The following is a 25,312-nucleotide window of genomic DNA, read 5'->3' on the forward strand; positions in this document are numbered from 1 at the left end:
CGTGGGTGGGCGGAGGGAACGCGGCGGGGGAGGGGGCGTGAGGTGCAGGGGGGCGGGCTTGGAGGGGTGTGTCGGTGGGGTCTGCTAAGACTGGAGCTGTGAGCAGCGAGAATGGGCGGCCGGAGGGTGAGCCGGCACGGGCGGACACGCCCTCGGCGGGCGACCCCGCCGGGGGGGAGCAGCTCGCGCTCATTCGGGAGACGGTGCGGGAGGCGAAGAAGCCTCGGGCGAAGCCGCGTACGTGGCGGGGGGCCGCGCTCGCGGCGGACCGGCCGGTGGCCCGGGTGCTGGTGGACAAGGGGCTCATCCATCTCGATCAGTTCTTCGACTACGCGGTGCCCGAGGCGATGGACGCGGAGGCGCGGCCCGGGGCGCGGGTTCGGGTGCGGTTCGGGGCGCGGGTCGCCAAGGGGCGCCGTGAGGGCGGGGAGCTGCACAACGGGTTCATCGTGGAGCGCCGGGCGGAGAGCGACTACCGCGGTCCGCTCGCCCCGATCGCCCAGGTCCTCTCCCCGGAGCCGGTGCTCGGCCCCGAGCTGCTGGCGCTGTGCCGCGCCGTCGCCGACCGTTACGCGGGCACCCTCGCCGATGTCGTCCAGCTCGCCGTGCCGCCCCGCCGCGCCCGCCCCGAGGCCGAGCCCTCGCCCGAGCCGCTGCCCCCGCCGGCCCCGCCCGAGCCCGGTAGCTGGGTCCGCTATCCGACCGGCCCCGCCTACCTCGACGCGCTCCGCCGGGGCGAGCGCCCGCGCGCCGTATGGACCGCGCTCCCCGGCCCGTACTGGCCGCAGGAGCTGGCCCGCGCCGCCGCCGCGGCCCTCGCCTCCGGCCGGGGCGCGCTGATCGTCGTGCCGGACGGGCGCGCCGCCGCCCGCGTGGACGCCGCGCTCACCGGGCTGCTCGGCGCCGGCCGGCACACACTGCTCACCGCCGACGCCGGGCCCGAGGAGCGCTACCGCCGCTGGCTCGCGGTCAGCCGCGGCGGCGTACGGGCGGTGGTCGGCACCCGTGCCGCGATGTTCGCGCCCGTACGCGACCTGGGCCTGGTCGCGATCTGGGACGACGGCGACGCCAGCCACAGCGAACTGCACGCCCCCCAGCCGCACGCCCGCGAGGTGCTGCTGCTGCGCGCCGCGCACGAGAAGGCGGCCTTCCTGCTCGGCGGACACGGCTGCACCGTCGAGGCCGCCCAGCTCGTGGAGACCGGCTGGGCGCTGCCGCTGGCCGCCGACCGCGCCCAGGTGCGCGCCGCCGCCCCCGTGATCCGTACGGTCGGCGACGGCGACCAGGCGCGTGACGAGGCGGCGCGCGCCGCGCGGCTGCCCACCCTCGCCTGGCAGGCGGTGCGAGACGGCCTCAAGAGCGGCCCGGTGCTCGTACAAGTGCCGCGCCGCGGGTACGTACCGAGGCTGGCCTGCGAGCGGTGCCGCGAGCCCGCGCGGTGCGCGCACTGCGCCGGCCCCCTGGAGGCGCGCGGCGGCGACGGCGAACTGCACTGCGGCTGGTGCGGGCGCGAGGCCCGCGACTGGCACTGCGCCGAGTGCGGCGGCTCCCGGCTGCGGGCCCAGATCGTCGGGGCCCGGCGCACCGCCGAGGAGCTGGGCCGGGCGTTTCCCGCCGTGCCCGTACGGACCTCCGGACGCGACCACATCCTGGACACCGTGCCCGACGCGCCCGCCCTCATCGTCTCGACGCCCGGCGCCGAACCCGTCGCCGAAGGGGGCTACGCGGCGGCGCTCCTCCTCGACGGCTGGGCGCTCCTCACCCGCCCCGACCTGCGCGCGGGCGAGGAGGCGCTGCGCCGCTGGCTGGCCGCGGCCGCCCTGGTGCGGGGGCAGGACGCGGGCGGCGGCACGGTGGTCGTCGTCGCCGAGCCCACCCTGCGGCCCGTCCAGGCGCTGGTGCGCTGGGACCCGGCCGGACACGCCGTGCGGGAGCTCGCGGACCGCGCCGAGCTGGGGTTCCCGCCCGTCTCGCGGATGGCCGCCGTGGCCGGCCCGCCGGAGGCCGTCGCCGACCTGATCGAGGTGGCCGAACTCCCCGCCGACGCCGAGGTGCTGGGCCCCGTCGCGCTGCCCGTGACGGAGGCCGGACGGCCGCGCCGTACGGGCGACCCGCCGCCGGGGGAGCGGTGGGAACGGGCGCTGCTGCGGGTGCGCCCCGGCAACGGCGCCGCCCTGGCCGCCGCGCTGAAGACCGCCCACGCGGCCCGGCTGGCGCGGCGCGAGGGAGCCCCGGTCCGTATCAGGATCGATCCGCCGGACATCGGCTGAGGGGCCGTCGGGTGGAGTCCTCCGGAGGGAAGCTCGTCGGCCCGTCGAGGGAGGCGCGTCGGGCGGGAGCCCGTCGGCAAAGGCTCGTCAGCCGGCGCGCGTCGTGGCCGGCACGGCGCTGCCCCGCGGTCCGGCGCGGCCGGGCCTCGGGGCAGAGGGGGAGGTGGAGCGGGCGGATGCGGGGTCAGCCGTTGCGGGGGCCGGGGAAGGCGCTCGGCCGCGGCTCGTCCCGCACCGCCGAGTCACGCATCGACGCGTCCCGCATCGACGGGTCGCGCATGGCCGCGTCGCGCAGGCCGGTTTCCCGAAGGCCCGGTTCCCGCAGCGCCGGAGTCGACTGCCCCGGCATGGCGCGGGCGGCGGGTACGGCGGGGAGCTGGGGGCCGACGGATACGGCCGGCAGCCCGGCCGCGTCCGCCGTACGGCCCTCGCCGCCGCCGGCCGCGTTCTGCGCTCCGGCCCGGCGCGTGCCGTAACGCCGGTGCACCGCCTGCTTGGTGACGCCGAGCGCCGAACCCACCGCGTCCCACGAGAAGCCCAGCGAGCGGTCGAAGTCCACCGCCGCGGTGACGAGCGTCTCGATGCTGTCGCGCAGCTCCTGCGCGAGCCGTACGGTCGGGGCGGGCGCCCGCCCGTACACGACGAAGCCCGCGGACGGGCCGGTGCGCCGCGGGCGGTAGACGTTTCCGAGCTGGGCGGTGAGGGTGCGCAATGCGTCCACCTGTCGGCGGACCCGCTCGATATCCCGCACCAGCAGATGCAGGCTGGCCCGTGCCTGGGCGTCGTGGGTTGCGTGGTCGGCCATGAACAAGCCTCTCGAACCGGCGTGGAATGCGGAATAGGGAAGGTGGAACAAGGTGGAACGCGGACATCAGGGCAGTGAGTCGGCTGGCCATCGGAAGCGAACGAGGGCCGGACCGTGCCGTGGCCCGTTCCGGTCAATCTCTCTTGACCTCAACGCGAGACGTGCCCCGTGGGTCACGTGAGGGGGCGTACGGTCTGCGCGGCGGGGCGCGAAATGCCGCGTACGCCCCCTGGGGGTGTGGCCTGGGCCTGTGGCTTCCGCGCCCACGCCCCCGGGGCCTCGGTCGGCCTCCTCGCTCACGCCCCGGGGCCAGGGTCGGCCCCCTGGCCCCGGCCCCCAGGCTGTGTCCCCCGGCCCTCAGGCTGTGTCCCCCGGCCCTGGGCCCGTACGGCCGTCGCGCCGGGACGAAGGTCAGGAGCTCGTACGGCCCGTGTCCGTCGACTACGGGGCAGGCAGCCGGTCCGGTCCGGAGGCGGTGTCGGGCCTGCGGCCTGCGGCCTGCGGGACGCGGACGCGACGCTGATTCCGGGCCCGCTCGTACGGTCGCGAGCCCCCGCTCCCGCCTCCGGACCCCTGCTCCCTGATCCCCGGCCCCCGCCCGTACGGCCGAGGCCGCACCGCCCCGCGTCCCGCCGGCCGAGGTTCCGCCCCCCACCTCCCGCGCGCCGCTCCTCCGCCGGCCCGCTCTCACCCCGCTCTCACCCCGCTCCAGCCTCCCTCCCCCCTCGCTTCCGCCCGGCCCGAATGCCGCCCGCCCGGCAGGCTCTAGACTGGTCCGCCGTTCCGCTCGGCGCGTTGAGAGGTAGATCGCCACCCATGAGGCTCGTCTTCGCCGGTACCCCCGAGGTCGCAGTGCCCGCCCTCGACGCGCTGCTCGCGTCGGACCGGCACGAGGTCGTCGCCGTCGTCACCCGGCCCGACGCCCCCGCCGGGCGCGGCCGCAGGCTGGTGGCCAGCCCGGTCGCGCAGCGCGCGGAGGAGGAGGGCATCGAGGTGCTCAAGCCCGCCAAGCCGCGCGACGAGGAATTCCTCGCCCGGCTGCGGGAGATCGCCCCCGACTGCTGCCCCGTCGTCGCGTACGGCGCGCTGCTGCCCAAGGCGGCGCTGGAGGTGCCCGCCCACGGCTGGGTCAATCTGCACTTCTCGCTGCTGCCCGCGTGGCGCGGCGCCGCGCCCGTACAGCACGCGGTGCTGGCCGGGGACGAGGTGACGGGCGCGTCGACGTTCCTGATCGAGCAGGGGCTCGACTCCGGGCCGGTGTTCGGGGTGCTCACCGAGGAGATCCGCCCCACCGACACCAGCGGCGACCTGCTGACCCGGCTGGCCTTCGCCGGGTCCGGGCTGCTCGTGGCCACCATGGACGGCATCGAGGACGGCACCCTCGAAGCCGTGCCCCAGCCGGCGGAGGGCGTCACGCTCGCGCCGAAGATCAACGTCGAGGACGCCGAGGTCGACTGGGCCGCGCCCGCGCTCCGCGTCGACCGGGTGGTGCGCGGCTGCGCGCCCGCCCCCGGCGCGTGGACCCGCTTCCGCGGCGAGCGGCTCAAGCTGATGTCCGTGGCCCTGCGCCCGGACCGCGGCGACCTGGCCCCCGGCGAGTTGGCCGCCGCCAAGAACGCCGTGCACGTCGGCACCGGCTCGCACGCCGTCGAGCTGCTGTGGGTCCAGCCCCAGGGCAAGAAGCCGATGAAGGCCGCCGACTGGGCGCGCGGCGTCCGGATCGCCGAGGGCGAGCGGCTCGGCGTCGCGTAAGGCGCGGGGCGTAGCCTTGAGCCCATCGTCATCCCAGCTCCGGAGCACCTTTCGTGAACGATCAGGCCCCCCGCCGCCGGCCCGCCAGGCCCGCGAAACCCCACCGCCGCCCCAAGAAGGACCCCGTGCGGATCCTCGCCTTCGAGGTGCTGCGCGCCGTGGACGAGCGGGACGCCTACGCGAACCTGGTGCTGCCGCCGCTGCTGCGCAAGGCCCGTGAGAAGGCCGCCGCGGGCAAGGACGGCGGGGCCAGCCAGGACGGCGGAACGGGCAAGAACGCGACGGGCGGGAACGGCGGAACGGGCAAGGACGGCGGCCCGGGGTTCGACGCGCGGGACGCGGCGCTGGCCACCGAGCTGGTCTACGGGACGCTGCGCCGCCAGGGCACGTACGACGCGATCATCGCGGCCTGCGTGGACCGGCCGCTGCGCGAGGTGGACCCGCCGGTCCTCGACGTGCTGGGGCTGGGCGCGCACCAACTCCTCGGCACCCGCATCCCCAGCCACGCGGCGGTCTCCGCCACCGTGGAACTGGCCCGCGTCGTCCTCGGCGACGGCCGCGCGAAGTTCGTCAACGCCGTGCTCCGCAAGATCGCCGCCGATGACCTCGACGGCTGGCTGGAGAAGGTCGCGCCGCCCTACGACGCGGACCCCGAGGACCACTTGGCCGTCGTCCACTCCCACCCGCGCTGGGTCGTCTCCGCGCTGTGGGACGCCCTCGGCGGCGGCCGGGCCGGCATCGAGGACCTTCTCGAAGCGGACAACGAACGGCCCGAGGTGACGCTCGTGGCCCGCCCCGGCCGCACCACCGTCGACGAGTTGATGCACGCGGTGGGCGAGGACTCCGGGCTGCCCGGCCGCTGGTCGCCGTATGCCGTGCGGCTCGCCGAGGGCGGCGAGCCCGGCGCCCTCGACGCGGTCCGCGAGAGCCGGGCCGGCGTACAGGACGAGGGCAGCCAACTGGTCGCGATCGCCCTGGCCAACGCCCCGCTGGACGGCCCCGACCAGCGGTGGCTCGACGGCTGCGCGGGCCCCGGCGGCAAGGCCGCGCTGCTCGGGGCGCTCGCCGCCGAGCGCGGCGCGGCGCTGCTCGCCGCCGAGAAGCAGCCGCACCGCGCCCGCCTCGTCGACCGGGCGCTGGCCGGCAACCCCGGCCCGTACCAGGTCATCGCGGCGGACGGCACCCGCCCGCCCTGGCGCGAGGGCGTCTTCGACCGCGTCCTCGTCGATGTGCCCTGCACCGGCCTCGGCGCGCTGCGCCGCCGCCCCGAAGCCCGCTGGCGACGCCGGCCCGAGGACCTGGACGGCTTCGCCCCGCTCCAGCGCGGGCTGCTGCGCGAGGCCCTGCGCTCCGTGCGCGTCGGCGGCGTCGTCGGCTACGCGACCTGCTCCCCGCACCTGGCCGAGACGCGCGCCGTCGTCGACGACGTCCTCAAGGGCCGCGGCGGCCCCGCCCCCACCGCCGAACTGATCGACGCCCGCCCCCTGATGCCGGGCGTCCCCGCCCTCGGCGACGGCCCGGACGTACAACTCTGGCCGCACCTGCACGGTACGGATGCCATGTACTTGGCGTTGCTGCGGCGTACGGCCTGACGGACCCGGCCGGCCGCTGACGGACTCGGCCTGCCGCGTGACGGACCCGGCCGGCCGCGCTGCGGCGTACGGACGACTGACGGAGCTCCGGCTGTGCCGCGGCGTACGGCCTGACGGGTTCGTCTGTGCGGCGGCATACGAACGGACGGATGCGCCGCTTCTACGGTGCACGGCCTGACGGATGCGGCGAGTCCGCGGCGTACGGCCTGACGGAGGCGGCGAGTCCGCGGCGTACGGCCTGAACTACGACCGGGCGACCGCCTGAGCGGGGACGGCTCCTCCGGTCGAGGTCCGCCGAGTTGACCTTCGAGCTGGTTGAACGCCCACCATCGGTCTCATGGACGACGAGGACGAGAACCACGGGACCGGGCCGTTGCTGAGTATTGGGGCCTTCGCTCGGTGGGTGGGGCTGGCGCCCAGCGCGCTGCGGTTCTATGACGACTGCGATGTGCTGCGGCCGGCTCGGGTGGACGAGGCCACCGGGTATCGCTATTACGACCGCGCCCAGCGGTCGCGGGCGGTCGCGTTGCGGAGGCTGCGGGCGGCCGGGCTGCCGTTGGGCGAGGTGGGGGTGGTGCTGGACGGGGAGCCCGAGGAGGCGCGGCGGGTGCTGCACGCGCATCTGCTGCGGACCCGGGACCTGGCCGAGACCGCGCGGGCGGCCGTCGAGGAGGCGTTGGGCGCGCTGCCGGGCGGCGGCGGGCGGGCGGTGGCCGTCGTCGGCGGGCCCGAACTCGCGAGCGCGCTGCGGCAGGTCGCGCCGGCGGTGGCGCGCGGCGCGGCCCGCGAGGAGTTCCCGGTCCTCGGCAACGTACTCATCGAACTCGACGGCCAGGAAGTGCGGCTGGTGGCCACCGACCGCTACCGCCTCGCCGTCCGCGTCCTGCCGGGGCGCTCGATGGCGGGCGGGCCCGGCCGGGCGCTGGTCGACGCCGACCTGCTGGCGGACCTCGGCGACTGGGCGCTGCGCGGTACGGACGTACGTATCGAGGTCGAGGTCGGGGGCGAGGAAGGCGTCGACGGCGGGAGGGCCGTGCTGTGCGCCGACGACGGACCGCGGCGTGCCCTGACGGGAGGCCGGGGCACGTTCCCCTCGTACCGCACGATGCTCGACGCGCTCGCGCCCGTACGGACCAGGGTGGTCACCGACCGGGGCGCGCTGCGGGCGGCCCTCGGCGGGTGGCACGGCGAGGGCGCGGTACGCCTCCGGGCCCGGGAGCGGGAACTCGCCCTCGGCCGGGGCGACTCGGAGCCCGCGGTTCTGCCCGCCGTCCGTACGGGGCCGCCGCAGGATCTCGCCTTCGACCCCGCCGTACTGCTGCCGGCCCTGGAGGCGAGCGTCGGCCCCGACGTCCTGCTGGAGATCGCCTCCGCCGCCGAACCGGTCGTCGTCCGCTCCGCCGACCAGGGCAGCTTCACCACCCTGGTCATGCCGGTCCACGGCCACCCTTCAAACGTATGAGGAGAGCGAAATCGTGATGGACCCCGACAATCCCGTCGTGCGGCTCTGCGTCCAGGGCATGGAGGCCGAGACCCGCGGCGCCGACGCCGACGCGCGCCGGCTGTTCGTACGCGCCTGGGAGACGGCCGCCGACGACTACGAGGCGTGCGTCGCGGCCCACTACGTGGCGCGGCACCAGTCCACCGCGCGGGCGACGCTAAACTGGAACGCCGAGTGCCTGCGCCGCGCGGAACTGGTGGCCGACGAGCGGGTGCGGGGTTTCTTCCCCTCGCTGCACCTGAACATGGCGCGGGCGCACCAGGAACTGGGTGACCGGGAGAGCGCCCGTGAGCACTTCCGACTGGCCGCCCGGCATCTCGCGGACGCGCCGCCGGGGCCGTACGGGGACTGGGGCCGCTACGCGGTCGCCGAGGGGCTGCGGGCGACGGGCGGCGTGAAGGGGGCGTACGGGGGTGGCGCGTGCGACGGGCACGATGGGTGCGGTGGGTGCGGTGGGTGTGATGCGTGCGACGGACGATACGGACGTGACGAGTGCGATGGGCGTGACGCGCGGTTGCGGGCGCTGGTGGTCGCGCTGTGCGACCGTGCGGATCTCGTCTCGCTGGCCCTGGTGCTGCCCGCCTTCGTGGGCGACCTCGGCACGGACGACGACCGCCTGCGGCTGCTGACCGCACTCGGCATGCTGCACGCGGGGCGGCGGCTGCCCGCCGCGGAGCAGGCATCCCTCGGCGAGATCATCGCCTCCCTCCGGGCGCGGGAGGAGCCGGCGACCGTGTGATGTGGGCGCACCGTGTGATGTGGGCGCGCCGTGCGATGTGGTCACGCCGGGTGCCAGGTGCCGGGTGCCGGATGCCGTACGCCGGACGCCGGCGCGGCGGCTCGGGCGCGGCACCCGCGCGGCAAGCGGCCCGCCGGAACGGCGGGGCAGCCCCGAATCCGAGGCGATATGTGCGGCTCGGTCGCGGAATGCCTGCCTCCGGAGTCGGGGGCGGGCCGCGGGCATGGCAGGCTTGGGGCATGGCCGTGCAGATCAACCCCAGCATCCTGTCCGCGGACTTCTCCCGACTCGCCGACGAGGCGCGTCGCGTAGGGGGCCCCGGCGGCGCCGACTGGCTCCACGTGGACGTCATGGACAACCACTTCGTGCCGAACCTCACGCTCGGCGTGCCGGTCGTCGAGTCGCTGAGCCGCGCCGCGGACACCCCGCTGGACTGCCATCTGATGATCGAGGAGCCGGACCGCTGGGCGCCCGCGTACGTCGAGGCCGGCGCCGGTTCTGTCACCTTCCACGCGGAGGCCGCCGCCGCGCCCGTACGGCTTGCCCGCGAGATCCGGGCCAAGGGGGCGCGGGCGTCCATGGCGCTCAAGCCCGCCACGCCCATCGAGCCGTACGAGGACCTGCTTCCCGAACTGGACATGCTGCTGGTCATGACGGTCGAGCCGGGCTTCGGCGGCCAGGCGTTCCTCGACATCATGCTGCCCAAGATCCGCCGCACCCGGCAGTTGATCGCCAAGCATGGGCTGGAGCTGTGGCTCCAGGTCGACGGCGGGGTGTCGGCGACGACCATCGAGCGGTGCGCCGAGGCCGGCGCGGACGTCTTCGTCGCGGGCTCCGCGGTGTACGGCGCCGCGGACCCCGCGGAGGCCGTGCGCTCCCTGCGCTCGATGGCCGAGGAGAGCACCGGCCGGGCGGGCTGGTCGTGCGACCACTGAGCCACGGGGAAGTGAACTCGAAGGTCAGGGCCTGAGCCGGGCCCGCACCATCTGACAGGATGACGGTGGTGCCCGTGCCGCGGGCCCATCAGCCGCACACAGAGCTTGAACTCACGGCTTGAATCCGTAGCGCCGACTCGTAGGGTGAATTCGTCGCTTGGGCCAAGACTTGAGCCAAGCCTTGAAGCAAGTCTTTGAGCAAGCCTTGAACTAAGTCTTGAACCAAGTCGTGAACTGAGCAGTGCACCAAGCAGTGAACTAAGTGAGGAGACCGCGGTGTCGACGGGCCGTTCAGCCACGCGGATGGGACCCGCCGAACTGGTTCAAGCGGCGGCGATGGCCCGCCGCTTCTACCTGGAGGGCAAGTCCAAGATCCAGATCGCCGAGGAGTTCGGCGTCAGTCGCTTCAAGGTCGCGCGCGTCCTGGAGACGGCGCTCGAAAACGACCTCGTGCGGATCGAGATCAGGGTGCCCGCGGAGCTCGACGCGGAGCGTTCCGACGCGCTCCGGGCCCGCTACGGCCTGCGCCACGCCGTCGTCGTGGAGTCCCCGGCCGACGCCAGCGACGACGCGCCCGACCCGGAGAACCTCGGCGAGGTCGCCGCCGACCTGCTCGGCGAGCTCGTCGCCGAGGGCGATGTGCTCGGCCTCGCCTGGGGCCGCTCCACCATCCACATGGCCGCCGCCCTGCACCGCCTGCCGCCGTGCACCGTCGTCCAGCTCACCGGCGTGTACGACGCCGGCACCGCCGAGCGCGGCTCCGTCGAGGCCGTACGGCGGGCCGCCCAGGTCTCCGGCGGCGAGGCCCACCCCATCTACGCGCCGATGCTGCTGCCCGACTCGGCCACCGCCGCCGCGCTGCGCAACCAGACCGGCATCGCCCGCGCCTTCGAGTACTTCGACAAGGTCACGGTCGCCGCCGTCTCCATCGGCTCCTGGGAGCCCGGCATCTCCACCGTGTACGACATGCTCACCCCCGAGGAGCGGGCGCGCTACGCCTCCTTCGGCGTCGCCGCCGAGATGTCCGCCCACCTCTTCGACGCCGACGGCCGCCGCGTCGGCCGGGACCTCGGGGAGCGCTGCATCACCGTCGAGGCCGACCGGCTGCGGCGCATACCGGAAGTCGTCGCCATCGCCGGCGGCTCCCGCAAGGCCGCCGCCATCGGCGCCGTACTCCGCTCCGGGCTCGTGACCAGCCTCGTCACGGACACCGCCGCCGCCGACTACCTGCTCCTGGAGACGGGCCCCGGCCCGCGCCCCGCCCTGGACCGGGCGGACCCGGACGGCGCGTAGCGGCTCTCGTCACGGCGCTGCCGGGGCGGCCCGGCAGCGGCCCCGCCCGTGCCGGACGGCCTGCCGCCGGGCTACGGGCGGTGTCCAACTGGCCCGCGTCGGCCCGGGCGGTGCCGGCCCGGGCTGGCGCCGGACGGGACGGTTTCGCACGGGCGGTGCCGGACAGGGCGGTTCCGCACGCGACGTAGAGATACGGGGCGCCGGATCGCTCGTAGGGCTACGGACGGTGTGCCGGCCGCGGTCAGCGCCGGATCGGCCCGCACGCGCGTAGCGGTACGGGCGTAGTGGTACGGACGTAGCGGCACACGCACAGCAGCAGGGGCGGCATCGGCCCAGCCCAGTCCAGCCCCGGCTCGCTGACGTCGGCGCCTCAGCGGGCCGCTGGTTTGCGGGTTTCCGGGTGGAGGCCGTGGAGGGCCGGGTGGCCGCGGTAGGGGGTGAGTCCGGCGCGCATCGACTGGACCGCGCTGCTCACCGTGTGGGAGCGCAGCCCGTCGCCGACCCGCAGGAACTCCCGCCAGGTGGCGCACGCCTCCTCCAACTGGCCCGTTTCCAGCAGGATCTCCCCCTGCCGGGCCAGGGTCAGCGCGATCCCCCGGCGGTCCGTGGGGGCGCGGTGGCGCAGCGAGCGCTCCAGGGCGCGGTACGCCGCCGTGAGCTGCCCCAGGCGGTACAGCGTCTCGGCGGTCTGGAACGCCAGCGCCGCGGGCGGGTAGTGCGCGAAGGGGCCGCCGTCCGGCGGCGGCCGGTCGCCGGGGCGCTCCCAGGAGCGCTCCCCGGACCGTTCGGCGGCCGTGAGCGCCGTCAGGGCCGCCTGCTTCTCGCCGGTGGCCGCGCGGGTCAGCGCCAACTGCGCCAGGGTGAACGCCCGTACCGCGTGCGGGGCGTGCGCGGGCAGCGCCTCGACCGCCGCCTCCACGCAGTGCAGCGCGGTGCGGTGGTGCCCCAGGGCCAGGGACTGAGCGCCTATCGCGCGCAGCGCGACGGCCCAAGTGGCCCGGTCCCGGGTCTGGTTGGCCAGCTCCATGGCGAGGCGCAGATACCGCTGCGCCAGGCCGTGCCCCGCCATGTCGGCGTGCATCCGCGCCAGTACGAACGCCAGCCGGGCGGTCTCCGTGCGCAGCGTGTCCCGCACGTCGCGCGGTCCGGGCGCGCGCAGCCAGGGTACGGCCGTGTCGGCGATGCAGGCCGCCAGCGCCACCCGGGCGTGCGCGCCGCCGTGCGCGCCCATCGAGGACGCGAAGAACCGCACCGCGCCGCGCAACACCGTGACCTCGCTCTGGCCGACGCGCAGCCGCTCGGCGGTGAGCGGTCCCGGCGGGGCCCCCTCCGGCTCGGTCCAGGCCGGCACGTGCGAGATGGCCGCCCGGAACGGGCGCAGCAGCAGCGGCGCCCGGGTCACGGGGTCCGTGTCCTGCCGGCTCAGCACGGCCAGGGCGTTGAGGGTGCCGCCGGTCCGGCCGGCCCCGGAGTGCCGGGGGGCAGCCGGCGGTTCCTGGGGGCGCCGGGGCCGCTGGGACGAGGGGGGAGGCTGGGCAGGCGGCTCCTCGAACCCGGCGGCGCTCACCGTCATCGCCCGCCCCGTCCTGCGCGTCAGCGCCTCGACGATGAGCTGCGGCACGGGGGCGTTCGGCCGGGTGCCGGCCAGCCAGTGCGATACGGAACTGCGGTCGTACGCGAGGCTCAGACCGATCTCCGAGCCGACTGAATTGACCGCCCGGGCGAATGCCTCATGGGTCCATCCGGCCTCGCGCAGCAGCGCGCGCAATCGTTCATTGGGGCACCGTCGTTCGGCCATCATGCCTCCGGTAAACCGCAAATCATCATTACGGGCCGACTGCCGGGCGGGGGAGGCCGGAGACGATGCGCACGCGCGGTCCGACCGTGGCGGCGGGGCAGCTCACCCCATTCATCTCATAGCGGTGACCGGGCGGGAAAGGGCGCATTGGGCAGGGCGCGGAGTCATATTCCGCCGAGCCGGGCTTTCAACACTTTCAACACATGATGGTGTGTGGTTCGGCCTCATGGATTGACGATTGCGGGTAGTTCTTGGTCCATGCCGACCCATACAGACCCATGCAGATCCATGGCTCTCATCATGAATTCGGATCGATGACGAAACCATCAGAGTTCTTGGAGATCACATGACACCCCGGCCCGCCCGCCGACGACCCGTCAGGAAGGCGCTGTCGAGGCTCTGGGCGGCGGCGGTCCTCACCCGCGGCGAGGAACCCGGCCGGCAGTCCGAGATCGCCTGCTCCGGCACGTACGGGGACGGCCCCGGGGAACCGCTGCGCCTCGTCCTGCTCGGCGACTCGGCCGCGCTGTCCATCGGCGTCGAACGCCGACCCGAGACGGTCGGAGCGGTCCTGGCCACCGCGCTCTCCAAGAGCGCCGCACGCCGCGTCGAACTCCGGGTGCTGGCCCGCTTCGGGGCGCTCAGCAGCTCCTTGAGCCGCCAGGTGGACCGGATGATGCTCGCCCACCCCGGCGTCGCCGTCGTCGCCATCGGCACCAGCGACGTGCTCGCGCCCGTACGGACCCGGACCGCCGCCCGCCACCTGGAGGCCGAGCTGCGGCGGCTCACCGAGGCGGGCTGGTCCGTGACGATCGCGACCGTGCCGTACGTGCGCCAGCAGCCCGCCGTACGGCGCTGGGCCCGCTCGCTCACGGCCCGCCGCAGCCGCCGCCTCGCCCGCGCCCAGACCCACGCCGCGCTGCGCTGCGGGGCCCAGTCGGTCTCGCTCTTCGACCACCACCTCGACCTCGGCGCCGAACCCGGACGGGACCTGCTGTGCGCCGACGGCCTGCACCCCTCCGCGCAGGGCTACGCGCTCCACCTGCGGCGCCTGGTCCCCGCCATCCAGGCCACCGCGCGACCGGCCGCCGAACCCGGACGGCCGCGGCCGCCGGAACACCGGGCCATGCCGGAGCCCCGGCGGTCGGCGGACGGGCCGGTGGGCCCGGGCGGCCCCTGGCCGCACGGCCGCGAGGTCCCCCTCCGCACCGCCGCCGCCGCGGCCGTCATCATCCCCGGCCTCCAGTGCGCGCCGGGCCGCCCCGGCCGGGCGGTCGTGCGCCTGACGGACTTTCCGCTGCCATTGGGGCCGTAAGGGCCGCGCCTTCCGCGGACGCCGGCCCTCGGGCGTTGGCCTTCGACGGCCGAGGGCCGGTACGCGGCGCTGCCGCCGTGCCGTCGGGCTCGCCCAGGTACGTCGCGGTGCCGTCGGGCTCGCCCCGGGGCTGTCGGTCTCGCGCGAGCGGGGGAGGCCCTGGGGCGAGAGCCCTTGGCCTGAGCGCCGGCCGAAAGCCGCGGGAAACGCGCGGGGCCGGGCTCGCCACCAGGCGCTGCCCCGGTGGCCGGCGCCTCGGCGGCGTCAGCCGCACTCCCGGCCGATGCCCATGGTCACGTGGTCGCCGCGGACATCGTCGGCGCTCAGCGCGGTGCCGACGGCGCGTACGTCGGTCAGCGTCACGTACGGAACGGGCACCGGCGGCAGCACGCGGGTGGAGAACGCCACCGGGAGCAGGCCGAAGACGCGTCCGGTGAGCCATTCGGCGCGCAGCCGCACCGTGCCGCGGATCGTCAACCGCCGCGCCGAGGTGCACAGTTCGCGGTCGCCGCCGTAGGACACCACCGGCTCGTCGAGGACGACGGACGAGGCCCGGCACACGCCGTGGGCGAGGGGCAGCAGCGGGCACAGCAGGCCGGTCACCGTCATGGTCCGCGCGGTGAGCGAGACCGGCCCGCCGCGCGGAGGCCCGGCCGGGCGGCGGCCCCCGGTCAGACACTCCGCCAACGCCGCCGCGGCCGCCCGCGCCGACTCCGGCGCCGCCGAACGGGGCAGCGCGGCCCGCCGGCAGCGCTCGTTGTCCGAGGCGGGTGCGGCGTCCGCCGAGGCGGGCGCGGCGGCGGACTGCGTTGCCGGTGCCGGTGCCGGTGCCGGCGCTGGCGCCGGTGCCGATGCGCGGGCGTCCGGCGGGGGAGCGGCCGGCCAGGCCGGCGCGGCCGTCCCCAGGGAGGTCTGGACCAGCACCGCGAGGGCCGTCCAGCGCGTCGCCGCGCGAGTCACCGCGCCGTCGCGGAGTCGTCGGACCCGGGCGGGGGCGCCGACGCGTCCACGGGCGCGGTCGCGGCCTCGCGTACGGGCGCCGACTCCTCCTGTACGGGCACGTGCGCGGCCTCGGGTTCGAGCGCGGCGATGTGTCCGTGCTCGGGCGCGGCCTCCTGTACGGGCACGGGCACGGGCCCGGTTCCGTGTACGGCGCCGGGCGCGGGGCCGCGCCCGGGCTCGGGTGCGGCTCTCTGTGCGGGTGCGGGTGCGGGTGCGGGCGCGGGCGCGGAGTCCCGTACGGTCGCGGGCTCGGCCGCTGACGCCCGTGCGTCCTCGGCCCCGGCCGCTGGGACGCGTACGGCTTCGGCCCCGCCCGCTGATGCCCGTACGACCTCTGGTTCGGCCGCTGACGCCCGTACGGCCCCTGGTTCCGCCTCGGTCTCGGCCCCGGCCGCCGGGGACCGTGCGGGTCGCGGGCCGGGCGCCGGCAGCCGCAGGGGCTCGGGTTCGGGGGCGGGGCGCCAGGCCACGGCGAACGCGCCGCCCAGGACGGCGAGCACCATGCCGACGAGGAAGCCTCCGAGGTTGGCCATGGGGCAGGAGACCAGCCCCAGGACGATGGCCGCCACGCCGCAGGCCGGGGCCCGGCGGGGGCGCAGCAGGAGGAGGACGGCGCACCCGAGGAGACCGCAGGAGAGGAGGACGGCGGAGGTTCCGCCGACGCCCTGGAGGCCGAGCAGTTCGGGGCGGCGCAGTGGGAAGTAGGCCAGTTCGACGCCGGCCGCCGCCATCAGCGCGGCGGCCGAGAGCGGACGCTCCCGCAGCCCGCGACGGCCGCTCTGCGGGCCGCTCTCGGGGCCGGTGGAGGGGCCGCTCTCGGCGCCGGGCACGGCGTTGGTCACGGCGTTGGTCACGGCTCGCGGGGAGCCGTCCCCGGACGTGTTCACAGACATGAGCGATCACCTGGGCTGATGGCCATGCTGGCGCCCTTGAGGCTGAAGGTGCCGGCGGTCAGCGACCACGCGCGCAGCCGCATCCGGTCGATGTCGAGGGTGCGGGCCTGCTGTCCGTACGTGCCGCGGTCCCCGCGCACCCCCTCGACCGCGTCCAGCGACCCGGCGTCCCGGCCCATCTGCACCCGCCCGAACCGCAGGTCGCCGTCCAGCCGCTTGAGGTCGATGACCAGGTTCTCGGCCTTGACGGGGTGCTCCTCGCCGGACCGGATGGTCAGCGTCACGCTGCCGAACGGGGTGTGCGCCACCGACGACTGGCACAGGTGCGAGATCCGCGCGCGGCCGATGCCCGCCACCGCCACGGGGCGGCGCTTGCCGGCGGCGTCGGTGGCGAAGGAGGCGAACTGCACGGCGTCCTTGCCGGCCAGGTGCGCGGCGGCGACCTGGAAGGTGCTGCCCGACACGGCGAAGGTGACCGGGACCGCCGAGGCGGTCGTCGCCCAGACGCTTCCCGCCGCCAGCGCCAGCGCCAGCGGCGCGGCGAGCGCGAGCCGCCGCCAGTCCGTACGCCCCCGCCGCCGGCCGGCCGCCCCGCCGCCCGTGATTCCCCCCGCGCCCCCCATAGCGCCCATCCCGCTCCCGCCCGCTGTTCTTTCCCCGGCCCCCGCTCCGTACCCGGCGGTGCCGCCGGGCTCTTGAGAGGTCATGCGTTCCTCCGCGGTCGATATGGCCACCGTCGTTATGGCCGTGGCAGTGGCGATAACCGAGAGGCGAGGGCGTAGGACACGTGGGCGGGGAGTTTCGGTGCTATATCCAGCCGATCGGGCCATAAAGCGGGACGTGATACATCGGCTGGGAAAGCCTGGGAACGCCGGCCGGGAAACATCAGCCGGAACGCCGGGGCCGTCAGGTGTTCCTACAAGCGGGACCGCCCGCGATCGGACGATCGTATTGCGTGTGAAGGGGGCAAGTACCCTGGTGGCATGCGATTCCTTAACCCGCGGACCGGCGCCGTGGAGAGCGATTCCTCCGTGCCGTACGACCTGACGTACGACGACGTGTTCATGGTCCCGCGGCACTCCGCGGTCGGCTCCCGGCAGGGCGTGGACCTGTCCTCGCCGGACGGCACGGGCACGACCATTCCGCTGGTGGTCGCCAATATGACGGCCATCGCGGGCCGCCGGATGGCGGAGACGGTCGCCCGCCGCGGCGGGCTCGTGGTGATCCCGCAGGACATCCCGATCGACGTCGTCACCGAGGTCATCGGCTGGGTCAAGACCCGCCACCACGTGCTGGACACCCCGATCGTCCTCGCGCCCTCCCAGACCGTCGCCGACGCGCTGGCCCTGCTCTCGAAGCGGGCGCACGGCGCGGGCGTCGTCGTGGACGGCGACCGCAAGCCGGTCGGCGTGGTCACCGAGACCGACCTGACCGGCGTGGACCGGTTCACCCAGGTCTCCGAGGTGATGTCCAGGGAGCTGCTGCTCCTCGACGCCGGGATAGCGCCGCGCGAGGCGTTCAACCGGCTCGACGCCGCCCACCGCAAGCTCGCCCCCGCCGTCGACGCGGACGGCCGGCTCGCCGGCATCCTCACCCGCAAGGGCGCGCTGCGCGCGACGCTCTACACCCCGGCCCTCGACGCCGACGGCAAGCTGCGCGTCGCCGCCGCCGTCGGCATCAACGGCGATGTGGCGGGCAAGGCCAAGGCGCTGCTCGCGGCCGGCGCGGACACCATCGTCGTCGACACCGCGCACGGCCACCAGGACTCGATGATCAACGCGATCAAGGCCGTGCGGGCGCTCGACCCCCAGGTGCCGATCGTCGCGGGCAACATCGTCGCCGCCGAGGGCGTGCGCGACCTCATCGAGGCCGGCGCGGACATCATCAAGGTGGGCGTGGGCCCCGGCGCCATGTGCACCACCCGCATGATGACGGGCGTGGGCCGCCCGCAGTTCTCCGCCGTCCTGGAGTGCGCCAAGGAGGCGCGCAAGTACGGCAAGCACGTCTGGGCGGACGGCGGCGTGCGCCACCCGCGCGACGTCGCCATGGCGCTGGCCGCCGGCGCCTCGAACGTCATGATCGGCTCCTGGTTCGCCGGTACGTACGAGTCGCCGGGCGACCTCCAGCAGACCGCCGACGGCCGGCTCTACAAGGAGAGCTTCGGGATGGCCTCGGCGCGCGCCGTGCGCAACCGCACCAGCGAGGAGTCCGCGTACGACCGGGCCCGCAAGGGGCTGTTCGAGGAGGGCATCTCCACCTCGCGGATGTTCCTGGACCCGGCCCGGCCCGGCGTCGAGGACCTGATCGACTCGATCATCGCGGGCGTCCGCAGCTCCTGCACGTACGCCGGGGCGGACTCGCTGGCCGAGTTCCAGGAGCGGGCTGTCGTCGGCGTCCAGAGCGCCGCGGGTTACGCCGAGGGCAAGCCGCTGCACGCGAGCTGGAGCTGAGCCCCCCGGCCTCGTACCGTACGGGCACCGGCCACGGGCCCGGCCACCGCGATCAGTGCGGCGGCCGGGCCCTCGCCGTATGACCCGGCGGCGCCCGTAGGGGATTCGCGGTCCCTCCCGACCCGTGATTCGCCTCCACCCGAATCCCTTCCCGCCCTCCGGGCCCCGTGTTGAGCTGTCCCGCATGAGCGAATATCAGCGCGCGGGAAGCGCGGGAGCGGGGCCGGGAGCGATCACGCCGGACGGCTGCGCCGTCGAGATGTACGCCCGTATGGAGGCCGACGGCGAGCAGCACATCGTCGCGGGCGCGATGCGGGCCGGGGCCAGGACCATCCTGGAGCTGGGGGCGGGCGCGGGCCGGGTGACGCACGCCCTGCTGGACCTCGGCTTCGAGGTGGTCGCCGTCGACGAGTCGCCCGAGATGCTGGCCGAGATCCGCGGCGCGCGCACCGTGCGCGCCACGATCGAGGGGCTCGACCTCGGCGAGCGGTTCGACGCGGTGCTGCTCGCCTCCTATCTCATCAACACCGCCGAGCCCGCGGTCCGCGCGGAGCTGCTGCGCACCTGCCGCCGCCATGTGAAGGACGACGGCTGCGTGCTGATCCAGCGCGAGGGCGCGGGCTGGAACGACCCCGCGAACGTGCCCCGCGAGCACCGGCGCGGCCCGCTGCTGATCAGGGTGGCCGCCGCCGAACCCCTCGGGGCGGGCGTCACGTCCGTACGCATGGAGTACGAGTTCGAGGGGCGCCGCTGGAGCCAGACGCACACCTCGCACGAACTGGACGAGGCGGCGGTCGAGAAGGCCCTGGCCGAGGCCGGGCTGCGGCTCGACGCCCATCTCACCGACGACCGGACCTGGCTGCGGGCGGTGCCGGCAGCCACTGGCTGACCGCTGGGATGCACCGGCTGACCTCCGTGCCGTACCGGCTGGCCGCCGGATCGCACCAGGGGTCGATCGCCGGCTCGTACCAGGAGGCGACCGTCGGGATGTACCGATTGATCACCTGAGGTGCAACGTTTCCTCATTCGACCGCCCCCTGCGCAACGATCGTGCGCCGGTGCGCAAGAATGATGCATTACGGGCGTACGTACCCAGCTCGTAGGGTCGTGCGCTGTACGTGGAGTGGCGGGGACCGCCTGCTCGGCGGTCCCTCGGCTACGGGTTGTACGCGCCTTTCGCGCGCCCGCGCCCGGGCCTCCCGCTGCCGGTCGCCGCCCGACCGGCAGCGATGAAGGAGCCACCCCAGTGTTGGAGCACGGCGCAGCGCCCCCGGCCGCGGACCCCGGGCGGCGGCCCCCGCGGCCGTCCGCCGGCCCCCTTCGCCGCGTGCTGCGGCGCAAGCCCGTCGAGCTGCTGGTCGCCGAGAGCGGGCAGGGCGAGGGCGGCTCGCTGCGGCGCTCCCTGGGCATGTGGCAGCTCACGATGATCAGCATCGGGGCGACGCTGGGCACCGGCATCTTCGTCGTGCTCGGCGAGGCGGTGCCCAAGGCCGGGCCCGCCGTGATGATCTCCTTCGTGCTGGCCGGGGTCACCGCGCTGTTCTCCGCCCTGTCCTACGCCGAACTGGCGGGCACCATCCCGGTCTCCGGCTCCTCGTACTCGTACACCTACGCCACCCTCGGCGAACTCGTCGCCTGGGTCTGCGGCTGGTGCCTGATCCTGGAGTACGGGGTCTCCGTCGCGGCCGTCGCCGTCGGCTGGGGCCAGTACCTCAACGAACTCCTCGACGGCACGGTCGGCGTCACCATCCCCGCCGCGCTCGCGAGTCCGCCCGGCGACGGCGGCGTCTTCAACCTGCCCGCGCTGCTCGTGGTGGCGCTGTGCATGGCCTTCCTGCTCGGCGGCGCCCGCGAGAGCGCCCGCGCCAACGCCATCATGGTCGGCGTGAAGATCGTCGCGCTGCTGCTCTTCTGCGCCGTCGCCTTCACCGGCATCCGCGCCGGCAACTACGCGCCGTTCCTGCCGCTCGGCCTCGGCGGCGTCAGCGCCGCCGGAGCCACCCTCTTCTTCTCCTACATCGGCTTCGACGCCGCCTCCACCGCGGGCGAGGAGGCCAAGGACGCCAAGCGCGACCTGCCGCGCGCGATCATGCTGTCGCTGCTGATCGTCACCGCCCTGTACGTGCTCGTCGCGGCCGTCGCCGTGGGGGCCATGCCCTGGCGGTCGTTCAAGGGCTCCGAGGCCGCCCTCGCCAGGATCATGGAGGACGTCACGGGGCAGAGCTTCTGGGCCGTGCTGCTCGCGGCCGGCGCGGTCATCGCCATCGCCAGCGTCGTGCTGACCGTGCTCTACGGCCAGACCCGCATCCTCTTCGCGATGGCCCGCGACGGGCTCGTGCCGAAGGTCTTCGGCACGGTCCACGCGCGCACCGGCGTCCCCCGCGCCAACACCGTCCTCGTCTCCCTCTTCTGCGGCGTCCTGGCCGCCGCGATCCCGCTCGGCCAGCTCGCCGACGCCACCAGCATCGGCACGCTCTTCGCGTTCGCGCTGGTCAACGTGGCCGTCATCGTGCTGCGCCGGACCCGTCCCGAGATGCACCGCACCTTCCGGGTGCCGCTCGCACCGCTCTTCCCGGCCGTCGGTTTCGCCCTGTGCGTCTACATGATGGGTAGTCTGTCCCCGATCACGTGGGCGGTCTTCGCCGGCTGGATGGCGATCGGCCTCGTGATCTACTTCGGGTACGGCATGCACCGTTCGCGGCTCGCCCGCGACGCCCGGCCCGCCCCAGCAGACCCGCAGGCACCCGTAGAAAAGTGACCCGTCCGCACGTGCGCCAGATGAACGAGCTCGACCAGCGCATCGTCCACGCCCTCGCCCAGGACGCCCGCCGCTCCTACGCCGACATCGGCGCCGAGGTCGGCCTGTCCGCGCCCGCCGTCAAGCGGCGCGTGGACCGGCTGCGCGCCGAGGGCGCCATCACCGGCTTCACCGTCCGCGTGGACCCGGCGGCCCTCGGCTGGCAGACCGAGGGGTTCATCGAGCTGTACTGCCGCCGCAACACCTCGCCCGAGTCGATCCACCGCGGCCTCGCCCGCTACCCGGAGGTGGCGTCGGCCTCCACCGTCACCGGCGAGGCGGACGCCATCGTCCAGGTCTTCGCCTCCGACATGCGCCACTTCGAGCGGGTGCTGGAGCGCATCGCGGGGGAGTCGTTCGTGGAGCGCACGAAGTCCGTCCTCGTGCTCTCCCCGCTGCTGCGCCGCTTCGCCTCCGGCGCCCCCTCCTGAGAGCCTGTGTCATATCCCTCGCCGGGCGCCGCGCAATGAATCGCCGCCCGGTCCGTACAACACGCAACGAATCATCGGGCAGCGCGCAACGTCGGCCGCTTGTCCGGCGCCGAACGGAAAACGTAGCGTCGAGACGTCCCGGCGGTCGCCTCTTCGATCCCCGGTCAGCCGCCCCCTCGACCCGGTGAAGAGGTGCCCCATGCCGTCGCTGCGCGTCGCGCTGTACCAAGGCCCCAGCGGCATCCCCGAGTCCACCGCGGACTCTCTTGCCGCCCTCGCCGCCGCCGCCCGCCGCGCGGCCGGATCGGGGGCCCGGCTGCTGCTGACGGGCGAGCTGTACCTCACCGGCTACGCGCTCGGCGAGGACGTACACCGGCGCGCCGAGTCCGCCTCCGGGCCGGGCGCCGAGGCCGTGGCCCGCATCGCCGCCGAGACGGGGATCGCCATCGGCTACGGCTACCCCGAGCGGTCCGGAACCGCCCTCTACAACTCCGTCCAGCTCATCGGCCCGGCCGGCGAGCGGCTGGCGAACTACCGCAAGACCCACCTCTTCGGCCCGTTCGAGACGGCCTGCTTCACCCCCGGCGACGACCTCGTGGTCCAGGCCGACCTCGACGGCGTCCGGCTGGGCCTGCTGATCTGCTACGACGTCGAGTTCCCGGAGGCCGTACGGGCCCACGCCCTGGCCGGCACGGAACTGCTCCTCGCGCCGACCGCGCTGATGCGCCCGTACGAGATCGTGCCGCGGACGATCATCCCGGCCCGCGCCTGGGAGAGCCAGCTCTACCTCGCCTACGCCAACCGCTGCGGCGCGGAGGGGGAGTTCGACTTCGCCGGGATGAGCTGTCTCGCCGCGCCCGACGGGACCGTACGGGCGCGGGCCGGCGCGGCCGAGGAGCTGATCCTCGCCGACGTCGACACCGACTTCCTGAAGGCGTCCCGCGCCGAGAACAGCTACCTCGCCGACCGGCGGCCCCGGCTCTACACCTCGCTCGTGTGAGCGCCCGCCCCCTCACCCCCCTTTCCCAGCAGGACCTTTTCCAGCAGGGCCTTTTCCAGTAGGAGAGTTCAGCCGATGACGTCCACGGTGCCCACCGCCGTCCACGACGAGCAGGCGCAGCCCGCCGAGCCGCCCATCACCATGTTCGGCCCGGACTTCCCCTACGCCTACGACGACTACCTCGCCCACCCGGCGGGCCTCGGCCAGATACCCGCGACCGAGCACGGCACGGAGGTCGCGGTCATCGGCGGCGGCCTCTCCGGCATCGTCACCGCGTACGAGCTGATGAAGATGGGGCTGCGACCCGTCGTCTACGAAGCCGACCGGATCGGCGGCCGGCTGCGCACCGAGCGCTTCGAGGGCTGCGACGAGACGCTGACCGCCGAGATGGGCGCGATGCGCTTCCCGCCGTGCTCCACCGCGCTCCAGCACTACATCGACCTGGTCGGGCTGCGGACCGAGCCGTTCCCCAACCCGCTCGCCCCCGACACCCCCTCCACCGTCGTCGACCTCAAGGGCGAGACGCACTACGCCGAGACCGTCGAGGACCTGCCCGAGGTCTACCACCAGGTGATGCACGCCTGGAACGCCTGCCTGGAGGAGGGCGCCGACTTCTCCGACATGCAGCACGCCATCCGCGAGCGCGACATCCCGCGCATCCGCGAGATCTGGGCGCGGCTCGTCGAACGCCTCGACAACCAGACCTTCTACGGCTTCCTCTGCGACTCCCCGGCCTTCAAGTCCTTCCGGCACCGTGAGATCTTCGGCCAGGTCGGCTTCGGCACCGGCGGCTGGGACACCGACTTCCCCAACTCGATCCTGGAGATCCTGCGCGTCGTCTACACCGGCGCGGACGACGACCACCGGGGGATCGTCGGCGGCAGCCAGCAGCTTCCGCTGCGGCTGTGGGAGCGCGAGCCCGCCAAGATCGTGCACTGGGCGCCCGGCACCTCGCTGGCCTCGCTGCACGGCGGCGAGCCGCGCCCGGCGGTGACCCGGATGGACCGTACGGCGGGCAACCGCGTCACCGTCACCGACGCGTCCGGCGACATCCGTACGTACCGGGCGGCGGTCTTCACCGCGCAGTCCTGGATGCTGCTCTCCAAGATCGCCTGCGATGAGGCGCTGCTGCCCATCGACCACTGGACGGCCGTGGAGCGCACCCACTACATGGAGTCGTCCAAGCTCTTCGTCCCCGTCGACCGGCCCTTCTGGCGGGACACCGACGAGGAGACCGGCCGGGACGTGATGAGCATGACGCTCACCGACCGCATGACCCGCGGCACCTATCTGCTGGACGACGGCCCGGACCGGCCCGCCGCCATCTGCCTCTCGTACACCTGGTGCGACGACAGCCTGAAGTGGCTGCCGCTGTCCGCGAACGAGCGGATGGAGGTGATGCTGAAGTCGCTCGGCGAGATCTATCCCAAGGTCGACATCCGCAAGCACATCATCGGCAACCCGGTCACCGTCTCCTGGGAGAACGAGCCCTACTTCATGGGCGCGTTCAAGGCCAACCTCCCCGGCCACTACCGCTACCAGCGGCGGCTGTTCACCCACTTCATGCAGGACCGGCTCGCCGAGGACAAGCGCGGCCTCTTCCTCGCGGGCGACGACATCTCCTGGACCGCGGGGTGGGCGGAAGGCGCCGTGCAGACCGCGCTGAACGCCGTATGGGGCGTACTGCACCACTTCGGGGGCGCCACCGACCCGGCCAACCCCGGCCCGGGCGACCGCTTCGAGGAGATCGCGCCCGTGGAACTGCCCGAGGACTGACGGACCGCCTCGCCGGCGGGCCGTCTCGCAGACAGGCCGTCCCGCAGACGGGCCGTGGGCCGCCGCCGTGGGCGGGACTCAGCGCAGCGGCGTCAGGAGGCAGCGGCCGACCAGGCCGACGCTCGCGTCGATGCGCTCCGCCAGCTCCTCGGCGACATCGCCGAGCGCGCGCACCGCCCACAGCGTGCGGAACGCCGACCAGGCCGCCTCCCGCGCCGCCTGGAGACTCCACGACCCGACGAGATGCGTCAGCGGATCGGCCACGTCCAGCGCGTCGGGGCCGGGCATCAGCTCCTCGCGGATCAGCTCCTCCATCCCGACGAGCAGATCGCCGACCCGGTCGAAATCGCCCTCCAGGGCGGCCGGTTCGAGGCGCCGGGCCCGGCACGTGTCGACGAGCGCGAGGGCGAGATCGTGCCCGATGTGGGCGTTGATGCCGGCCAGCGCGAACTGGAGGGGCCGTACGGCCGGATGGCGCCGTGACTGGAAGAGCGGCCGCCAGCAGGCGGGGGGCCGGCGGCCGGCCGCCGCCGCGTCCACCGCCGCCAGATACCGCCCGGCGAACCGGGCGTCCAGCTCCGCCGCCGCGGCCCGGTCCCGGAACTGCCCGGCCGCGATCCGCGCGGCGATCCGCGAAGTGACCGACAGGTACACCCGGTTGAAGACGGCCACGCCGTCGCCGGGCGGCAGCTCGGCGTCCAGCGCCCGCATGCGCGCCAGCACGCCGTCGACATCGGTCAGGGCCCCCTGCGACTGCGTCGTCGTCATGCGCTCAGCGTGGCAGGGCCGTACCGGGCGCGGCGGTCGCCGGGCGGCGGATGACCGGAACGGATGAACCGCGCCGTGCCCGGGGCCGCGGCCGCGTTCCGCACGCGGCGGCGCGGCCACCGCTGCCCCCGGTGTCAGCGGTGGCCGGGGCGGCGGCCGCGGCGGCGCCTCCGGCGGGGGAGGCCGACGGAAGCG

General features: G+C 74.9%; 20 protein-coding genes. 14 read left to right on the forward strand and 6 right to left on the reverse strand.

The window, feature by feature from the left end:
* Positions 1-98: 98 nt before the first annotated feature.
* Positions 99-2,270 (forward strand): primosomal protein N', encoded by a 2,172-nt coding sequence (locus IF55_RS01365; RefSeq protein ID WP_030881477.1) that lies wholly within the window; start codon positions 99-101, stop codon positions 2,268-2,270.
* A 184-nt stretch (positions 2,271-2,454) separates the two neighbouring features.
* Here the strand turns inward: IF55_RS01365 and IF55_RS01370 are convergent, their stop codons facing one another.
* Positions 2,455-3,075 carry a hypothetical protein gene (locus tag IF55_RS01370; protein WP_030881480.1) on the reverse strand — a complete coding sequence of 207 codons (621 nt, stop codon included), beginning with the start codon at positions 3,073-3,075 and terminating at the stop codon, positions 2,455-2,457.
* Between the two features lie 816 nt (positions 3,076-3,891).
* Here IF55_RS01370 and fmt point away from each other — a divergent pair.
* The 6 genes from fmt to IF55_RS01400 all read left to right on the forward strand — a co-directional run bounded on the left by fmt (position 3,892) and on the right by IF55_RS01400 (position 10,887).
* Entirely contained in the window at positions 3,892-4,827 is a 936-nt protein-coding gene (fmt, locus tag IF55_RS01375; RefSeq protein WP_030881482.1) for a methionyl-tRNA formyltransferase, read from the forward strand.
* A gap of 53 nt (positions 4,828-4,880) precedes the next feature.
* Positions 4,881-6,419 (forward strand): RsmB/NOP family class I SAM-dependent RNA methyltransferase, encoded by a 1,539-nt coding sequence (locus tag IF55_RS01380; protein WP_030881485.1) that lies wholly within the window; start codon positions 4,881-4,883, stop codon positions 6,417-6,419.
* Between the two features lie 337 nt (positions 6,420-6,756).
* Positions 6,757-7,881, forward strand: coding sequence for a MerR family transcriptional regulator (locus IF55_RS01385; protein ID WP_030881487.1), 1,125 nt, complete (start codon positions 6,757-6,759; stop codon positions 7,879-7,881).
* A gap of 16 nt (positions 7,882-7,897) precedes the next feature.
* Positions 7,898-8,659 (forward strand): hypothetical protein, encoded by a 762-nt coding sequence (locus IF55_RS01390; RefSeq protein WP_030881491.1) that lies wholly within the window; start codon positions 7,898-7,900, stop codon positions 8,657-8,659.
* A 239-nt stretch (positions 8,660-8,898) separates the two neighbouring features.
* Positions 8,899-9,594, forward strand: a complete 696-nt coding sequence (gene rpe, locus IF55_RS01395) for a ribulose-phosphate 3-epimerase (RefSeq protein WP_030881493.1) — start codon at positions 8,899-8,901, stop codon at positions 9,592-9,594.
* Between the two features lie 303 nt (positions 9,595-9,897).
* Entirely contained in the window at positions 9,898-10,887 is a 990-nt protein-coding gene (locus IF55_RS01400; RefSeq protein ID WP_030881496.1) for a sugar-binding transcriptional regulator, read from the forward strand.
* Positions 10,888-11,257: 370 nt separating this feature from the next.
* Here the strand turns inward: IF55_RS01400 and IF55_RS01405 are convergent, their stop codons facing one another.
* The gene (locus tag IF55_RS01405) at positions 11,258-12,685 is read right to left on the reverse strand and encodes a helix-turn-helix domain-containing protein (protein WP_157854333.1); all 1,428 of its coding nucleotides are present in this window, start codon (positions 12,683-12,685) and stop codon (positions 11,258-11,260) included.
* Positions 12,686-13,031: 346 nt separating this feature from the next.
* Here IF55_RS01405 and IF55_RS01410 point away from each other — a divergent pair, with 346 nt between their 5' ends.
* The gene (locus tag IF55_RS01410; RefSeq protein ID WP_048831398.1) at positions 13,032-14,000 is read left to right on the forward strand and encodes a GDSL-type esterase/lipase family protein; all 969 of its coding nucleotides are present in this window, start codon (positions 13,032-13,034) and stop codon (positions 13,998-14,000) included.
* 264 nt (positions 14,001-14,264) lie between these two features.
* Here the strand turns inward: IF55_RS01410 and IF55_RS39105 are convergent, their stop codons facing one another.
* The 3 genes from IF55_RS39105 to IF55_RS01425 all read right to left on the reverse strand — a co-directional run bounded on the left by IF55_RS39105 (position 14,265) and on the right by IF55_RS01425 (position 16,602).
* Positions 14,265-14,609 (reverse strand): hypothetical protein, encoded by a 345-nt coding sequence (locus IF55_RS39105; RefSeq protein ID WP_157854335.1) that lies wholly within the window; start codon positions 14,607-14,609, stop codon positions 14,265-14,267.
* 347 nt (positions 14,610-14,956) lie between these two features.
* A complete protein-coding gene (locus IF55_RS40265; RefSeq protein ID WP_245661016.1) occupies positions 14,957-15,895 on the reverse strand; it encodes a DUF6114 domain-containing protein in 939 nt (312 codons plus the stop codon).
* Complete coding sequence (locus IF55_RS01425; RefSeq protein WP_157854337.1) at positions 15,886-16,602, reverse strand: DUF6230 family protein; 717 nt, start codon at positions 16,600-16,602, stop codon at positions 15,886-15,888. The genes IF55_RS40265 and IF55_RS01425 overlap by 10 nt, the downstream gene beginning before the upstream one ends.
* 276 nt (positions 16,603-16,878) lie before the next feature.
* Between IF55_RS01425 and IF55_RS01430 the strand changes: the two genes are divergently transcribed.
* The 6 genes from IF55_RS01430 (at position 16,879) to IF55_RS01455 (ending at position 24,349) form a co-directional block, all read left to right on the forward strand.
* Entirely contained in the window at positions 16,879-18,345 is a 1,467-nt protein-coding gene (locus IF55_RS01430; RefSeq protein ID WP_030881513.1) for a GuaB1 family IMP dehydrogenase-related protein, read from the forward strand.
* Between the two features lie 184 nt (positions 18,346-18,529).
* Complete coding sequence (locus IF55_RS01435) at positions 18,530-19,234, forward strand: class I SAM-dependent methyltransferase (RefSeq protein ID WP_030881514.1); 705 nt, start codon at positions 18,530-18,532, stop codon at positions 19,232-19,234.
* Positions 19,235-19,591: 357 nt separating this feature from the next.
* Positions 19,592-21,103, forward strand: coding sequence for an amino acid permease (locus IF55_RS01440; protein WP_030881517.1), 1,512 nt, complete (start codon positions 19,592-19,594; stop codon positions 21,101-21,103).
* Between the two features lie 20 nt (positions 21,104-21,123).
* On the forward strand, positions 21,124-21,573 hold the full coding sequence (locus tag IF55_RS01445; RefSeq protein ID WP_030881519.1) for an Lrp/AsnC family transcriptional regulator: 450 nt from the start codon (positions 21,124-21,126) through the stop codon (positions 21,571-21,573).
* Positions 21,574-21,772: 199 nt separating this feature from the next.
* Positions 21,773-22,573 (forward strand): carbon-nitrogen hydrolase family protein, encoded by an 801-nt coding sequence (locus IF55_RS01450; protein ID WP_030881522.1) that lies wholly within the window; start codon positions 21,773-21,775, stop codon positions 22,571-22,573.
* A 75-nt stretch (positions 22,574-22,648) separates the two neighbouring features.
* Entirely contained in the window at positions 22,649-24,349 is a 1,701-nt protein-coding gene (locus tag IF55_RS01455) for a flavin monoamine oxidase family protein (protein ID WP_030881525.1), read from the forward strand.
* A gap of 78 nt (positions 24,350-24,427) precedes the next feature.
* Here the strand turns inward: IF55_RS01455 and IF55_RS01460 are convergent, their stop codons facing one another.
* Entirely contained in the window at positions 24,428-25,117 is a 690-nt protein-coding gene (locus IF55_RS01460) for a DUF5995 family protein (protein WP_030881530.1), read from the reverse strand.
* Positions 25,118-25,312 lie beyond the last annotated feature (195 nt).

This window comes from Streptomyces varsoviensis (assembly GCF_000718635.1).
Classification (GTDB): Bacteria; Actinomycetota; Actinomycetes; order Streptomycetales; family Streptomycetaceae; genus Streptomyces; species Streptomyces varsoviensis.

Excerpts from the sequence above, each read along its gene's own strand:
- IF55_RS01405 (WP_157854333.1), bottom strand. The coding sequence starts at position 12,685 with ATGGCCGAACGACGGTGCCCCAATGAACGATTGCGCGCGCTGCTGCGC.
- IF55_RS01430 (WP_030881513.1), top strand. The coding sequence starts at position 16,879 with ATGCGATTCCTTAACCCGCGGACCGGCGCCGTGGAGAGCGATTCCTCC.
- IF55_RS01370 (WP_030881480.1), bottom strand. The coding sequence starts at position 3,075 with ATGGCCGACCACGCAACCCACGACGCCCAGGCACGGGCCAGCCTGCAT.
- IF55_RS01425 (WP_157854337.1), bottom strand. The coding sequence starts at position 16,602 with ATGACCTCTCAAGAGCCCGGCGGCACCGCCGGGTACGGAGCGGGGGCC.
- rpe (WP_030881493.1), top strand. The coding sequence starts at position 8,899 with ATGGCCGTGCAGATCAACCCCAGCATCCTGTCCGCGGACTTCTCCCGA.
- IF55_RS01410 (WP_048831398.1), top strand. The coding sequence starts at position 13,032 with ATGACACCCCGGCCCGCCCGCCGACGACCCGTCAGGAAGGCGCTGTCG.
- IF55_RS01455 (WP_030881525.1), top strand. The coding sequence starts at position 22,649 with ATGACGTCCACGGTGCCCACCGCCGTCCACGACGAGCAGGCGCAGCCC.
- IF55_RS01460 (WP_030881530.1), bottom strand. The coding sequence starts at position 25,117 with ATGACGACGACGCAGTCGCAGGGGGCCCTGACCGATGTCGACGGCGTG.
- IF55_RS01445 (WP_030881519.1), top strand. The coding sequence starts at position 21,124 with ATGAACGAGCTCGACCAGCGCATCGTCCACGCCCTCGCCCAGGACGCC.
- IF55_RS01435 (WP_030881514.1), top strand. The coding sequence starts at position 18,530 with ATGAGCGAATATCAGCGCGCGGGAAGCGCGGGAGCGGGGCCGGGAGCG.
- IF55_RS39105 (WP_157854335.1), bottom strand. The coding sequence starts at position 14,609 with ATGACGGTGACCGGCCTGCTGTGCCCGCTGCTGCCCCTCGCCCACGGC.
- IF55_RS01390 (WP_030881491.1), top strand. The coding sequence starts at position 7,898 with ATGGACCCCGACAATCCCGTCGTGCGGCTCTGCGTCCAGGGCATGGAG.
- IF55_RS01400 (WP_030881496.1), top strand. The coding sequence starts at position 9,898 with ATGGGACCCGCCGAACTGGTTCAAGCGGCGGCGATGGCCCGCCGCTTC.
- IF55_RS01385 (WP_030881487.1), top strand. The coding sequence starts at position 6,757 with ATGGACGACGAGGACGAGAACCACGGGACCGGGCCGTTGCTGAGTATT.
- IF55_RS01450 (WP_030881522.1), top strand. The coding sequence starts at position 21,773 with ATGCCGTCGCTGCGCGTCGCGCTGTACCAAGGCCCCAGCGGCATCCCC.
- fmt (WP_030881482.1), top strand. The coding sequence starts at position 3,892 with ATGAGGCTCGTCTTCGCCGGTACCCCCGAGGTCGCAGTGCCCGCCCTC.
- IF55_RS40265 (WP_245661016.1), bottom strand. The coding sequence starts at position 15,895 with ATGTCTGTGAACACGTCCGGGGACGGCTCCCCGCGAGCCGTGACCAAC.